A 13,328-nucleotide genomic window follows, 5' to 3' on the forward strand; every position below is an offset into this window, starting at 1 on the left:
GGGTCAAGAGGCAGTGATGAGGAGGGCAGGGAATGGCGCCACGAAGTGAGCCGGTGATGGAATCGCGGGCGCGGCTCAACCGGGAGCGCGTGCTCGGGACGGCCATCAGGCTGGCGGACGCCGAAGGCATCGAGCGGCTCACCATGCGCAAGCTCGGAGTGGAGCTCGGCGTGGAAGCGATGTCGCTCTACAACCACGTTTCCAATAAGGGGGATTTGCTGCACGGCATGATCGACGCCGTCTTTGCCGAAATCGAACTGCCGCCTCCCGCCGATGACTGGAAAACAGCTTTGCGGAAGCGGTCGCTGTCAGTCCGGGAGATGCTTTCGCGCCACCCCTGGGCGAATGGGCTCATGGATTCGGGCACCAGCCCGGGCCCCGCCACCCTAAGGCACCACGACCGCGTGCTCGGCACCTTTAGGCGCGCGGGGTTCTCCGTCGCCATGACGGCACACGCATTCTCGGTCCTGGACGCATACATCTACGGCTTCGCGAAACAGGAAAGGGGCCTGCCGTTCGACTCCGGAGAGCAGGCGGCTGCGATGGCGCACGTGATGCTCGCGCACCTGCCCGCGAATGAATACCCCCACCTGGCCGAACTCACGTCCCAGCATGTCCTGCAGCCGGGTTACAGCTTCGCCGAGGAGTTCGGTTTTGGGCTTGACCTGGTTCTCGACGGCCTGGAAAGGGCGCGCGACGCCGAATAAGGCCACGAAGCCTGAGTTATGGGGCGTCGAAGGGCCGGTTGTAAATGCGAACCATTCTCATTTAGAGTGGGAGCATGCTTCTTACTGTTGTCAGTTCCCTCGACGTCCTGTGCCGCCAGCGTGCCTGCGAAATGCTGGCCGCTGCCCATCCTGAGGCCATGCTCGTTGTGCATGACCTGCTGGACGACGGCGTCGTCGTTCGCCGCGTCTGTGGCCCCAAAGCCCCCTTGGACCGTGAGGAGACCCGCCTGGAGCACGGATGCCTGAGCTGCACGGTGCGCCTGGATGTGGTCCCGACCGTCGAACGCCTGCTCGCTCGCGGCAAGGAGCACGTCATCATTGCTTTGCCGCCCGCGGTCGCCGCCGCGGCAGCGGTCAGCGCCCTGAAACAGGGTTTGACCAGCCAGTTCACCGTCCGTTCTGTGATGCTGGCGTGCGCACCGGACACCCTCGAGGACCATATCTGGGACCACCACACCCTGTTCGAATCCGGGTTCACCCCGACGCCGGAGGACCAGCGCACGCCCGGAGAGTTCCTGATCGGTGAACTCGCCTTCAGCGACACTGTCCTGCTGGCCGATCCACTGCTCGTTCCGGTGAACCCGGACCAGCGCGCCCGTGGCGTGCAATTGCTCCACGAGCTGGCACCGCACGCGCGCATCGCTGACGGCGCGGATGCCGAACGACGCGGCAGCCACAACTATGCAGAGGCCATGGGCAGGACCATCACCGGGTCCATGCGGACTCCGGCCCAAGCACCCGCCTCACCGTTCGGCACCGTCACGAAAAGAGTCCGGCGCCCACTCCACGCCGAACGCTTCCGGGACGCCCTGGCAAGGCTGGCCGAGGGGTGCTGCTGGCTGCGCGGCCGGCTGTGGATCGCGACAGCCCCGGACTGCAGGATCGCCATCCAGGGAATCGGACCCCGCTTCTGGCTCGAAAATACCGGCCCCTGGCTGGCCGATCAAACGGCGAAGCCCCAGTCCAGTGGGGCAACGGACCGCCTAACCGAGGCAGGCCACAACCCTCAGTCCCCCACCCAAGTAAAAGGAGAAACACCCATGAAAGTCCGGAACTCACTGCGGGCACTGAAGAAGATACCCGGGGCGCAGATCGTGCGGCGCCGCGGCAGGACCTTCGTCATCAACAAGAAGAATCCCCGGATGAAGGCCCGCCAGGGCTAGGGCCTGCCTAGCCCTGCGCGTCCAGCGACGACCCGAGGTCGGCCTCGGGACCGGGCACGCCGCCCACGGCTGCGACCAGGCGTTCCCGGGGCCGGCTTAGGTGCTCATCCAGGAATGCGGTGGCAGCCGGCCCGTCGCCGGCCTCGATAAGGTCGAGCAGGTGCTGGTGCTCCCTGACAATGCGCTCGGGCTGGACCAGCTCCAAACCTTGTACCTGTGCCATGCAGAGCCTCACCTGCGAGACGAGCGATTCGTACATCCGGCTGGTCCGCGGGCTGCCGATGCTGTCCACGAGCGCCATGTGGAACCGCATGTCCGGGTCGACGGTGTCCAGGCCGGAACCCGAGTCAATCCTCTCAAGGTCGCGCTGGGCGGCGACGGCGGCCGGCGGCACGGTGCGGGACTCCGCCAGCTCCAGCAACACGGCCTTCTCCAGCCGTGCCCGGGTGAGGTAGATGTCCCTGACGTCATCCGGTCCCAGCGTCATGACTTTTGCCGTCTTGTTCGTGGGGCGTTCCAGGAGCGACTCGGAAACCAGTTTTTCTATCGCGGCCTTCGCCGTAGGCCTGGCGACTTCGTACCGTGCGGCCACATCCGTCTCCGTGAAGGACGTGTCCGACGGGTACTCCCCGCGCAAGATCCGCGAGCGGATATCGTCGGCGATCGCCTGAACGACGGATACGGTCATCAGCTGCGTGGCCACGGCACTCTCCTCAGTCTCGGAACAAAACTTTACGTCAGCTCCAAAGACAAGAGTACCTGCTAGCCATGTGCACTTGCTAGACAATCGAAGTTGCATCGTGTGTACTTGTTAGACAATCCAAGGCCCGACAGCCAAAACCCCATCCGCCGACCACACCGGAGACCACCAGCATGCTGCAGTCCGCCAATAGCACCCACGGAACCGACGATTCCATCACCGACGCCCTGCCGGAGGCAGCGCGCCCGGTCCGCATCCTGATTGCACCGGACAAATTCAAGGGCTGCCTGAACGCGATCGGGGTCGCTGGCGCCATCCGCTCAGGCATCGAGTCCGCCGCAAACGGCACCCGCCTTGAGGTCACCGTCCTGCCACTGGCCGACGGCGGGGACGGCAGCGTCGAGGCGGCGATCTTCGCCGGCTCACGGCCGCGAACGGTCGAGGTGACCGGCGCGGACGGAGAAATGACCGGAGCGCAGATCGCGTTTGACGGGACAACCGCCGTCGTCGAGGTGGCCGGGACGTGCGGCCTGGGCACCCTGCGGGGAGCGCTGCGTCCGTTGTCGGCTTCCAGCCGCGGGCTGGGTGAGGCGATTCTGGCGGCCGCGCAGCTCAAGCCGCAACGAATCGTGGTGGCCATGGGCGGGAGCGCCAGCACCGACGGCGGCACCGGAATGCTGGCCGCCCTGGGCGCGGAATTCCGGGATGCCCTCGGGAACCCAGTGGAGCCGGACGGCGGGTCGCTGGACCGCATCGTCCAGGTGGACCTTGGCGGCGTTTTCGATTTCGGCGGAACAGCAATCATCGGCGCCAGCGACGTCACCAATCCGCTCCGGGGACTGCAGGGTGCCGCACACGTTTTCGGCCCGCAGAAAGGGGCGGATACCGCCCAGGTCTCGCTGCTGGACCGGGGACTGGACGGTCTGGTCAACGCCTGCCGGCCGCTTCCGGGGATCGACGCCGAGGCCCTCGCCGGCACTCCGGGTGCGGGCAGCGCGGGAGGCATCGGCTTCGGACTGCTGCTTCTGGGCGGATCACTCGTCTCCGGAGCGGACTACTTCCTCGACCTCCTGCGCTTTGATGAGCACGCGCAGCAGGCAGACCTGGTGGTGACCGGGGAAGGCCGCCTCGACGCCCAGACATCCGACGGCAAACTCATCTCCGCCGTCTGCACGCGCGCCGCAGGCACGCCGGTGTGGGCGGCTGTCGGCACCTCGATGCTCAACGGGGAAGCCGCCAGCAATCTGGGCCTCGCCGGAGTTGTGGCTCTGACCGACATCACGGCCCACGACACATCCCGTGACCCCGGCCTGGCGGCCGAAGCCCTGCACCAGGCCGGACGGACCATCCTCCAGCACGTCAAGGCACACGCGCCGGCGTTCCTCACCGAATAGCCGTTAACAGGCCAACGCCCGGCGGCGGTTGTGGGCATTGAAGACCACAACCGCCGCCCGGCGCATGCTGGTTATCAGCCCTTACGACGTGAGGTGCAGCGCCTCTGCATGCGACGCAGTCAGTGCCGCGTCAGCGTCCCGCAGGACCTTGGCCGCCACCTGGAGGCCTTCGATCCGGCCCAGGGAGGTGTCCTCGTGCTCGATGTTGACGAGCATGTTGGGGTCCACCTCGTAGAGCGCGCGCAGGAACTCGGTCCAGTACGCGGTGTCGTGTCCGCGGCCGAGGGCCACGAAGTCCCAGGCCGAGTTCTTGGGCCATTCGTTGGCCCACTCGTCGCCGCCGAGGTTGGTGCGGTTTTCCTCCGGTGCAAGCCGGCGGAAGCTGTTGTCCAGGACGCCGTTCAGTGCTGCGTGTTCCCGGTTCACACGCACATCCTTCGCGGCGGCTTGGAAGACCAGCGGACCGAGCTCCCGGACCACCGCCACCGGATCCATCTGCTGCCAGAACAGGTGCGAGGCGTCCAGCTCGACGCCGACGTTGGTGGCGTCGGTGAGCTCGATGAACTTGTGGACATCGGCGGTATTGAACACGATGTTCTGCGGGTGCAGCTCGAGGGCCACCTTGACGCCGTGGTCGGATGCGAGGCGGTCGGTTTCCTTCCAGAAATCGGCGGCGATGCCCCACTGGTAGTCGAGCACGTCCAGGGCGGCCGAGTTCCAGGCGTTGACCACCCAGTTGACCGTCGTGGCCCCGGGCTCGCCGCCGGGCAGGCCGGACATGGTCACCACGCGGTCCTGTCCCAGCCGGTGCGCCAGCCGGATGGAGCGGCGGATGTCCTCGGCATGCTTCTCGCCGATCTCCCGCTTCGGGTGCAGCGGGTTGCCGTTGCAATTCAGGCCGGCGATCGCGACGCCCGTCCCCTCGAAGATCGCCAGATAGTCGTCGCGGGCCGCGTCGCTTTCCAGGATCTGGTCCATGTTGGGGACGTGGACGGCGGGCAGGAATCCGCCCGTGTTGATTTCGATGCCGGTCAGCCCTAGATCGGCGATGACCTTGAGGGCCTCGGGAAGCGGCCGGTCGTGCAGGATTGCGTTGTAGACGCCGAGTTTCATAGCGTGATCGTCTTTCCGTTGTTGAGCGCGGACTCCGTGACGGCGCCGAGCAGTTCCATGTTGCGCACGCCTTCATCGAAGCTGGCGCAGCGGGGCAGGGATTCTTCTTCGCTGAGGCCGGCAACTTCTTCGAGGAACGCGCGGGCCTGGTACCCGAACGCGTCGTTCTGGCCGAAGCCGACTTCGGGGGCGTCCATGGCCAGGCCACCGGCGATGTAGGGGTGGCCCGGGCCGAGGATCACCTGGCGGTAACCGTTCTCGTTGCCGGATCCGTCGTTGAGGAAGAGCTGGATTTCGGAGGGGCGCCGCTGGTCGAACTTAGCGGCACCGTTCTCGCAGAACACCTCGAAGTTAAGGCTGTTGGCGTGGCCGGCGGCCACACGGGAAACCTCAAAGCTTCCGGCGCCGTTTTCGAACTCTGCGTTGAACGCGGCGTAATCGTCGTTCTCCACGGCCTCAAAGGTGTCGCTGACAGCAGCATGGTCGTGCCCGATGACTGCGCCCAGCGGCAGGGGCCGCTTGTCGATCGCCGTGCTGAGGCGGCCACCGCTGATGGACCTGATGTCGCCGCAGAGGAACTCGGAAACATAGGCAAGGTGGCTTCCGACGTCGGCCAGCGCACCGGAGCCGGGCCCGCCCTTGTAGCGCCAGCTCATGGGTGCGGACGGGCTGAAGCCGTAGTCGGTCCAGTAACGGCCGCTGAAATGCAGCACCTTGCCGAGGACACCGGTGCGGATAAGGTCCCGGATGTAGGCAATGCCGGGGGTGCGGCGGAAGGTGAAGCCAATCCGGGCGATGCTGGAGGCGTTGCGGGCCGCATCGGCCATGGCGCGGGCGTCTTCCAGTGAGTCGCTCAGCGGCTTTTCGCACAGAACGTGCTTGCCGGCGGCGAGCAGGCCTTCCACCACTTCGCGATGGAGGGAGTTGGCGATGACCACGCTGACGACGTCGATGTCATCGGCTTCGGCGATTGCCTGCCATGACGTGTCGTTGCGCTCGTAGCCAAAGCGTCGGGCAGCCAACGAGCCGAATTCGGCGTTGACGTCGCCGATCGAGACCAGGCGAACCGGCGGAAGAACGGGACTGTAGAGGGCGGATGCCGTGCGGTACGCGGCAGCGTGGGCCTTGCCGGCCATGCCTGCACCGATGACGGCGACGCCGAGGCTATCAGCCATTGATTTCTCCTTTGAAATTCGGCCAGACCCGTGGCCTGTCCGGAAAATTGTAGCGCTACAAAATTGTCCGCTGCAAAAAGCGTAGCTTTGTCTATATGTCCTGTCAATCATCGTGAAGCTATCCTCGATAACGAGACACGAAAGGCTCTCCCATGACCTTGAACACCCCCCGGTCCCGCCGGCCCACGATCTACGACGTCGCCAAAAATGCCGGCGTCTCCCCGTCTCTGGTGTCGCTGGTCCTGCAGAACCCATCGAAGGTCAGCGACAAGCGCCGGGAGGCCGTGCTCGCCGCCATGACCGAGCTCGGGTACCGGCCCAGCCGCGCCGCAACAGCCCTGGCAAGCAGCCAGACCAAGAGCATCGGACTCGTGATCGACGACTTCCGGAACCCGTGGTTCGTCGATCTGTTGCGCGGCATGGAATCCGCGCTGTCGGCGCACGGCTACCAGGTGACCGTGGCCGACTCGCGGCCCGGGCAGAACCGGATCAAGGAGGCTACCGACGGCCTGCTTGCCTTGCACGTCGCGGGTCTCGTAATCGCCGCCGAACCCAGCGAGGCCATGCTTTCGGGCACCTGGGTGCCCACCGTCGTCGCCGGCTGGCGTCACGGTGTTCCGGCCGGCGCCGACCTCATCACGAACGACGACGACGGAGGCGGCCGCTTGGCGGCGAGCCACCTGCTGGAGCTCGGCCACACCCGCATCGGGCACCTTTCCGGTTCGGACGGGGCCGCCGCGCACCGGCGTGAGGGCTTCCGCAAACGCATCGTCGAAGCCGGGCTCGAGGTCCGGATCGCGGGCGAATCGCAGGGAACGTCGGAAGAGGACGGCTACACGGCCGCGTGCTGGGTGCTTGACCACCAACCCGACACCACTGCTTTGTTCGCCGCAAACGACACCATGGCCCTCGGTGCCCTCGCGGCCGCGAAGGCCAGGGGCCTATCCGTGCCGGAAGACCTTTCGGTGATCGGCTACGACAACTCCCAGCTGGCCAAATCCCGGTACCTGGACCTCACGTCCGTGGACAACCGGAGCGACCTGGTGGGCGTCGACGTCGCAGACACCCTGCTGGCACGGATCCAAGACCCCGCCCTCGGACCCGGCCGCAAGCTGATCGAGCCCGCCCTGATCGTGCGCGGCACCACGGGCCGCGCCTCCGGCTGACGCAGCGGCGCAGGCGGACCAGGCGCAGGCGGCTTGGATTCGGACCGCCGGCACCCGGTTCAGTCGACGCACAGAAGCCCTTGCTAGGGTGGAAGCATGAAATCCAGCCTCGCCGCCCTGTCCTTTGCCGCCCTCATCGTTGTGCTAACCGGTTGCGGCCAGGTTCAGGGGGCAGCCGAAAAGGCCGTGAGCGACGGAGCATCCCAGGTTGGCACCGCAGCCGCCGACCAGGTCAAGGGCCAGATCTGCGGCCTCGTGGAAGACGGGCTCGTCAGCGTCAAGGACAAGGAACTGCTGGGCGGCCTTGTGGCCGGCGCGGAGACCGCAGGCGTGCCGTCGGAGATCACCACTCCCCTGCGGCAGATCGCCGAAGCCGGCGACCAGGTTCCCGCTGAGTCCGTCACAGCCCTGAAGGACGCCTGCACGGCCTAATGGCCCGCGGGGTCCAAAAACTGCGCAACCTACGGCAGGAGCCTTAGCGCTTTCCCTTCTTGCGTGAACCCTTCCCGCGGCCTTTGTCCGGATTGGGAGCATAGCGCTGTGCAACCTTGGGCTTCTTGACACCAGTCCCGCGCCGGTCCGGCTTCGGTTCCTTCTTGGGCTTCTCAACCTGCGCCGACGGCTGGCGGGAGCTCTGGGCGGTCCGCCCGCGGACGATCCCGATGAACTCCTCAATCACCTCGTCCGGTGCATGGTCGTTGGGCTCGCTGGACCAGGCAAGCGCAATTTGCGTGGTCGGGGCGCCGGTGAGCTTCCGCGCCACAGTGTCTTTCACGTTGAAGTGGCGCGCAACCGACATCGGCAGGATGGCGAGCCCCGCGCCGGCGGCAACCACCTGCAACGCCATTTCCGGGCCGCCAAGCCCGGTCACGTCCAGGAACGTTTCGGTGGCAAGGTCGGCCAGTGCCACCTCTTCGAACACCGAAATCTCGTGGCCCTTGGGGGCAACCACCACGGGCTGCTCTTCATACAGGGGAATCACGTTCAGGCCCTCGCGCTCCACCGGGAGGCGGACGAAACTGAGGTCCGCGGCGCCGTCGCGCAGGACTGACAGCTGCGCGCCGTCGTCGGACATAAAGGAGCTCAGCGGAACGTCCGGCATCCGCTCTTCCCAGCGCCGGATCCATTTCCCCGGCGTCACGCCGGCAACGTACGCGAAGCGCAGCCCCCGCCCTTCCGGTTCCGAAGGTGCGGGTGCTTGCGGGATATCTTCTTCAGCGGACACACGTTCACAGTACCGCCAGAGCTCGAGGAAGGCCCCGCGGCGAGGGCTGCACAGCGTCGGCTTAGTTCCTATGGCGCGCTATTGGTGCTGCTTTGGTGCTGCTTTGGTGCTGTGTTGGTGTTGCTTTGGTGCTGTTTTGGTGCCTTGCAGGCTGCCCGCCAGATACCCTTGAAGTATGACCTCTGCAAACTCCCAGTCCATGAAGCCGGCCACCGTTGCCAAGAAGCTTGGCATCTACCTGCCCGCAACACCCCAGGAGTTCCAGGATTCGGTTATCACCCGCGCCGATTTCGCCGAGCTCCAGGCCAACCCACCGGAGTGGCTGGCCGAACTCCGCCGCAACGGCCCGCACCCCCGCCCGGTGGTGGCACAAAAGCTGAACGTATCCATCAGCGGCCTGGCACGCGGCGGCGTCGAGGAAGCCCTCACGTCAGCGGAAATCACCGCGCTGCTCCAGGCGCCCCCCGCCTGGTTGGTCACCGAGCGCTCCACGCACGCCGCAGTCCGCGCCGAAGCCCAGCGTGTGAAGGACGAGGCCGCCAAGAAGGACACCAAGAAAGCCCGCGCCAAGGCCGAGTAGGTCCAACTGCTGCGGTGCGGGAACAGCCCAACCCCGCTGACAGGGAAACTAGCGCACGGGGCGCAGTTCGTCCGGGTCGCCTCGGTGGAACATGCGCCGCGGTGCAACACCGTCGAAGAGCACCCACACCGTCGAGGCATCCTCGGTCATGGTGTCCACGATGCCCGACGCCGTAACGCGGTTGCCGCGCACGATGGACACCCTGTCGCCGGGTCGCAGCTCGGACCAGTCGGTTCCTGCCGGCAACGTCCCGGCTGCGGCGTCCGCAGCTTGTCCGTGCGGAATCTGCGGGGCTGCTCCGAACAGCCAGGCGGAGACGTCGCTGCGCAGCACAAGATGCGGTCCGCCCGTTGCGCTCACGCTCCCGGTAGGCACGTAATACCCTCGGCCCGCACCCGACCCTCCGGCTGCCCTGTCCAGGGCATCGATGAGTTGCCTGGTCAGATGCCCTTGGGGACCAAGGGCACGGAGCTCGTCGAGCTCTTCCGGGGTGAGCCGTCCCAGCACAGCGGCAATATCGGCCATGATGGATCCCTTTCTAGCGGATGGTGCCTGAGGAACCACACTAGAAGGCCGCCATTAACGGCGGATGAAATCCGGACGGCGAACAGCGAACATGATTCGCCGCCGCCCTTGAACCGGCGCAGCCCGGCCCCCAGGGCCCCCAGGCCGCAAACCCGACAACCGCCGGCATCCGTCGGGGACAACGGGGGCCGGTCCCTCGTTGAAGTAATGACACCCTGGCGCAGCCCCCGCTCCCGACACACAACCTCCGAGACCCGACCGTGACACCCGACCTGCGGCGCACGAGCTGCCGCCCGACGAAACGAGCCACCCCTGCTGATTGTCCTGACCGGAATTGACGGTGCCGGGAAAACCACTGCCGCCCGCGGAGCCGTGGAAGCCGCTCGTCTGGCCGGCAGCAAGGCGCTGCTCCTGCGCAATCATGCCGGACGCCGGAACCTAACGCAGTGGTCGGCCCGCTCCGGAATCCCCCTCAGTCCCCGCCTGGCGGATGCCCTGGAAACCGTGATCCGGACCTTCAATGTGGTGGTTTCACATACCCGCGCCCGCAGGTTTGCCGGCCTGGTGGTCATGGACCGCCACGTCTACTGCCAGCTTGGGCTGCGCAGCGTCCGCGGGATTCCGCGCGGCCGGTTCCTTCCCTGGCTCCTGAGGCGCCTGCCCAAACCGGACCTCGTGATCCACTTCGACCTAGCTCCGGAACAGGCACTGGAACGCATCCTGCTGCGCGGGACCGACACCGAAACACTCGAGGAACTGACAGCGCTCAGCGAGGGCTACCGTGCACTTCCGGAGTTCCCTGGATTCCTCCGGATCGATGCCGGCGGCGCCCAAAACGACGTGTTGGAGGCACTCACTGACGCAATCAACGGTGCCGCCGCCGGGGCAGGGCCGATCAGCGAGAGACAATCGACGTCACTGCAGTGACGAAGAGAGGCAAGGCCGCCACCGCTGCCACGCCGAGAATCCCGCGCCCTGCCCAGTCACCGGCCCCTCCGCGGCGGGCGACATCTGGCGGCCTGACCACACGCGTCCCGCGGCCGGCACGCAGCCGCCTTGCCCGTGGAACTGCAGCCAGCTGGGCCCACACCATGACCACCAGCGCACCGATGCCGAGCACCACGCCCGCGGGCACGAACAGGACGGCCGCCAGCAGCGGAAGGTAGTACTTCCAGTCCTGTCGGGACGGCAGCGGAAGGCGCCCGCTGAACGCGCCCGCCACAGCGGCCACGACGGCGCCGTGCAGGACGGCCAACGCGGAGAAGAGCGCCACGGACAGCCAGCCCGGCCCCACAATCGCAAAGTCGATATTGTCGGCCCGGAACGGTTCCACGGAGGCGCCGAAGACCAGGAGAAGCAGCACTCCAAACACCGGTCCCGCCCATCTTCCGGCGGGGAGCCAACGGCGGAGCAGCACATAGATGAACGCGGCGGCGAAGCCGGCCGGGAGTCCCCCGAAAAACAGCAGGGCAATGCTGCCCTCAATGGTGGGAAATCCCACGTTGGCCTGGGCCTCGGTCAGCCGCCCCTGGGCCGACGCCGGCGAGGTGGCGGCCAGGATGCGCATCGCCAGCCTGCCGCCGGCCCACGCCACCAGGATCCCGGATGCGAGGGCGGCCGCCGTTGCCACGTTGGCCCACCAGAGGTAGCGGCGCAGTGCGGAAACCTGGGCCTCCACGACAACGTCCCGTGCGGGCACTGATGAAGGCACGGGAAGATCCGCCGTCAACGCGGGCCCCCCGGGCGCCCTTACGGAGCGTCCTCCCCAAGCGATGACCATTACCACGGCAACGAGCAGCAAGAACGTGCAAACAACCACGATTGCCAGCGTCACGCGTCCACCACCAAGATAAGGGTGGATTCATTGTGCTCCCGTTGCGGACCGTTGAACAGGCTGTGGGTGGGAGCCGCAAGCGGTGGTGTCTTTAGGACAAGGCCGTGACGGCCAGTTTCCGCACAATGGCCGTTCCGCCTTCCACGCGCACGTCGGTGCCCCGGTTCCCGGACAGTGGGAACACCAGATCGCTCAGGACAACCCTGCCGCCCTGGGCGAAGACCTCCACCGAGCACTGGTCGACGATCACACGCAGCCTTAACACGCCGCCGTCGAGCTTCACGGGTGCCGACTCAGCCGACGCGAACTTTCCGTGGAAGGCGGTGTTTCCGGAGTTGCGGCGATCCAGGCTGAGCCGGCTCGTCACGGCATCAAAGCTGAGAACCGTCGCGGCGCTCCCGCCCGCTGCGCCGAGAAGCCTGAAAGCAACGGTCCGGGCCGTCCCGGGCAGGATCTCGGCCTCGATCAGCTGGGCTGATCCGGGCACCGCGTCTGGCAGTTCCAAGGCGGAATCGTGAAGTTCCAGGTCCTGGATGATGCGGGCAGGCTCTCCACAGCCCAACGGCAGCACCGGGCGCTGCACCAGGCGCGGCAAACCGTCCACCGTCACGAGTTCGACCTCGCGGGCAAGAGACATCCCGGAGCGCCACGGAGACGTGGGCAAGGAGTTGGCATAGTCCCAGTTGTTCATCCAGCCGATCATGATGCGGCGCTTCTCCGGCGCATTGCTGAAGGAAACGGCGGCGTAGTAGTCACGTCCCCAGTCGAGCCACAGACAGTGTCTGAGATCCGTGTTCCCGTGCGAATCCGCCTGAACCAGCGAATCAGGGTCGGCGGTGAACTCCATCCCGTCGAAGTCGCCCACGAAGTACTGCCCTCCGGAGCCGCCGGCCACGGCACCCGGGTTGATGTTGACCACCAGGATCCATTTGACGTTGCCCGGGTCTCCGTCGACCGGAAGCGGGAACAGGTCGGGGCACTCCCATTCACCGCCGCCCGCATTGGCAGGGCCGAAGGTGCTCAGGTATTCCCAGTCCTTGAGGTTGGCCGAGCGGTACAGCACAACCTGCTGGTGCTGGGCCTCCACCGCCACCATGACCCAGGAGGAACCGGCCGATCCCTCGTGGCGGAACACCTTGGGATCCCGGAAATGGGCCGATCCGCGGCCAAGCACCGGGTTGCCTGCGTATTTGCTCCACGTCATGCCGGCGTCCGTGGAGAAGGCGAGGGACTGGGCTTGTGTCCCTTGATGCACCGAGCCTTCCTTGAAGGCACTCGTGTAGATGGCCACCAAGGCCGGATGTTCCACTGTGCCGAATCCCGATGTATTACCGTGGTCCACCACGATGCTGCCTGAAAAGACGTCTTCTTCCTCGTCGCAGGCGATGGCAACCGGGTGTTCGGTCCAGTGCAGAAGGTCAGTTGAGGTGGCATGTCCCCAGGACATGTTGCCCCAGACGTTGCCGAAGGGGTTGTTTTGGTAGAAGAGGTGGTAGACACCCTGGTGCCACACGAGTCCGTTGGGGTCGTTCAGCCAAGTGTTCTTGGCTGTGTAGTGAAGTATCGGCCGGAAGTTGGGGGCTGTTTCTTCGGCGGGGCCGGCAGGGTGCGTTGTTGTTTCAGTCATCGGAGTTCTTTCGGGAAGTCTGGGCGCGCCGAGTCGCCGACGACGACATCCGTTTCAGGGCGTGGCGGAACTGGGGAGCTGTGCATTCGAGGTCCTTG

14 protein-coding genes and 1 pseudogene are annotated in these 13,328 nt (G+C 66.2%); 8 read left to right on the forward strand and 7 right to left on the reverse strand.

Annotated elements, in window-relative coordinates:
* The first annotated feature begins 32 nt into the window (after positions 1-32).
* From AB0N24_RS12860 to ykgO, 3 genes and pseudogenes are all read left to right on the forward strand, one after another.
* On the forward strand, positions 33-707 hold the full coding sequence (locus tag AB0N24_RS12860) for a TetR/AcrR family transcriptional regulator C-terminal domain-containing protein (protein ID WP_364124560.1): 675 nt from the start codon (positions 33-35) through the stop codon (positions 705-707).
* 737 nt (positions 708-1,444) lie between these two features.
* Positions 1,445-1,666, forward strand: a pseudogene (locus AB0N24_RS12865) (GTP-binding protein); the annotation flags it as partial.
* A 102-nt stretch (positions 1,667-1,768) separates the two neighbouring features.
* Complete coding sequence (gene ykgO / locus AB0N24_RS12870) at positions 1,769-1,891, forward strand: type B 50S ribosomal protein L36 (protein WP_011693081.1); 123 nt, start codon at positions 1,769-1,771, stop codon at positions 1,889-1,891.
* Positions 1,892-1,898: 7 nt separating this feature from the next.
* Here the strand turns inward: ykgO and AB0N24_RS12875 are convergent, their stop codons facing one another.
* Entirely contained in the window at positions 1,899-2,594 is a 696-nt protein-coding gene (locus AB0N24_RS12875) for a GntR family transcriptional regulator (RefSeq protein ID WP_364124563.1), read from the reverse strand.
* Positions 2,595-2,764: 170 nt separating this feature from the next.
* Here AB0N24_RS12875 and AB0N24_RS12880 point away from each other — a divergent pair, with 170 nt between their 5' ends.
* The gene (locus tag AB0N24_RS12880) at positions 2,765-3,985 is read left to right on the forward strand and encodes a glycerate kinase (protein ID WP_364124565.1); all 1,221 of its coding nucleotides are present in this window, start codon (positions 2,765-2,767) and stop codon (positions 3,983-3,985) included.
* Between the two features lie 81 nt (positions 3,986-4,066).
* On the opposite strand, the gene AB0N24_RS12885 is transcribed toward AB0N24_RS12880, so the two are convergent.
* A complete protein-coding gene (locus AB0N24_RS12885; protein ID WP_364124568.1) occupies positions 4,067-5,098 on the reverse strand; it encodes a sugar phosphate isomerase/epimerase in 1,032 nt (343 codons plus the stop codon).
* Positions 5,095-6,273, reverse strand: a complete 1,179-nt coding sequence (locus AB0N24_RS12890) for a Gfo/Idh/MocA family oxidoreductase (protein WP_364124571.1) — start codon at positions 6,271-6,273, stop codon at positions 5,095-5,097. The genes AB0N24_RS12885 and AB0N24_RS12890 overlap by 4 nt, the downstream gene beginning before the upstream one ends.
* Positions 6,274-6,425: 152 nt before the next feature.
* Here AB0N24_RS12890 and AB0N24_RS12895 point away from each other — a divergent pair, with 152 nt between their 5' ends.
* Both AB0N24_RS12895 and AB0N24_RS12900 read left to right on the forward strand, forming a co-directional pair.
* Positions 6,426-7,439, forward strand: a complete 1,014-nt coding sequence (locus AB0N24_RS12895) for a LacI family DNA-binding transcriptional regulator (RefSeq protein ID WP_364124574.1) — start codon at positions 6,426-6,428, stop codon at positions 7,437-7,439.
* 96 nt (positions 7,440-7,535) lie between these two features.
* On the forward strand, positions 7,536-7,871 hold the full coding sequence (locus AB0N24_RS12900; RefSeq protein WP_364124576.1) for a hypothetical protein: 336 nt from the start codon (positions 7,536-7,538) through the stop codon (positions 7,869-7,871).
* Positions 7,872-7,914: 43 nt separating this feature from the next.
* Here AB0N24_RS12900 and AB0N24_RS12905 read toward each other — a convergent pair whose 3' ends face one another.
* Positions 7,915-8,664: a LysR family transcriptional regulator substrate-binding protein gene (locus AB0N24_RS12905; RefSeq protein ID WP_364124578.1), complete on the reverse strand. Its 750-nt coding sequence runs from the start codon at positions 8,662-8,664 to the stop codon at positions 7,915-7,917.
* Positions 8,665-8,839: 175 nt separating this feature from the next.
* Between AB0N24_RS12905 and AB0N24_RS12910 the strand changes: the two genes are divergently transcribed.
* On the forward strand, positions 8,840-9,244 hold the full coding sequence (locus tag AB0N24_RS12910) for a DUF5997 family protein (protein ID WP_364124581.1): 405 nt from the start codon (positions 8,840-8,842) through the stop codon (positions 9,242-9,244).
* Between the two features lie 48 nt (positions 9,245-9,292).
* Here the strand turns inward: AB0N24_RS12910 and AB0N24_RS12915 are convergent, their stop codons facing one another.
* Positions 9,293-9,769 carry a hypothetical protein gene (locus AB0N24_RS12915; protein ID WP_364124584.1) on the reverse strand — a complete coding sequence of 159 codons (477 nt, stop codon included), beginning with the start codon at positions 9,767-9,769 and terminating at the stop codon, positions 9,293-9,295.
* Positions 9,770-10,102: 333 nt separating this feature from the next.
* Here AB0N24_RS12915 and AB0N24_RS12920 point away from each other — a divergent pair, with 333 nt between their 5' ends.
* Positions 10,103-10,696, forward strand: coding sequence for a thymidylate kinase (locus tag AB0N24_RS12920; RefSeq protein ID WP_364124674.1), 594 nt, complete (start codon positions 10,103-10,105; stop codon positions 10,694-10,696).
* Here the strand turns inward: AB0N24_RS12920 and AB0N24_RS12925 are convergent.
* Complete coding sequence (locus tag AB0N24_RS12925) at positions 10,665-11,480, reverse strand: hypothetical protein (RefSeq protein WP_364124586.1); 816 nt, start codon at positions 11,478-11,480, stop codon at positions 10,665-10,667. The two genes, AB0N24_RS12920 and AB0N24_RS12925, sit on opposite strands and share 32 nt — an antisense overlap.
* A 214-nt stretch (positions 11,481-11,694) precedes the next feature.
* Positions 11,695-13,230, reverse strand: a complete 1,536-nt coding sequence (locus AB0N24_RS12930) for a glycoside hydrolase family 32 protein (RefSeq protein WP_364124588.1) — start codon at positions 13,228-13,230, stop codon at positions 11,695-11,697.
* Positions 13,231-13,328: the final 98 nt, after the last annotated feature.

It is taken from the genome of Arthrobacter sp. NPDC093128, assembly GCF_040683875.1.
Classification (GTDB): domain Bacteria; phylum Actinomycetota; class Actinomycetes; order Actinomycetales; family Micrococcaceae; genus Arthrobacter.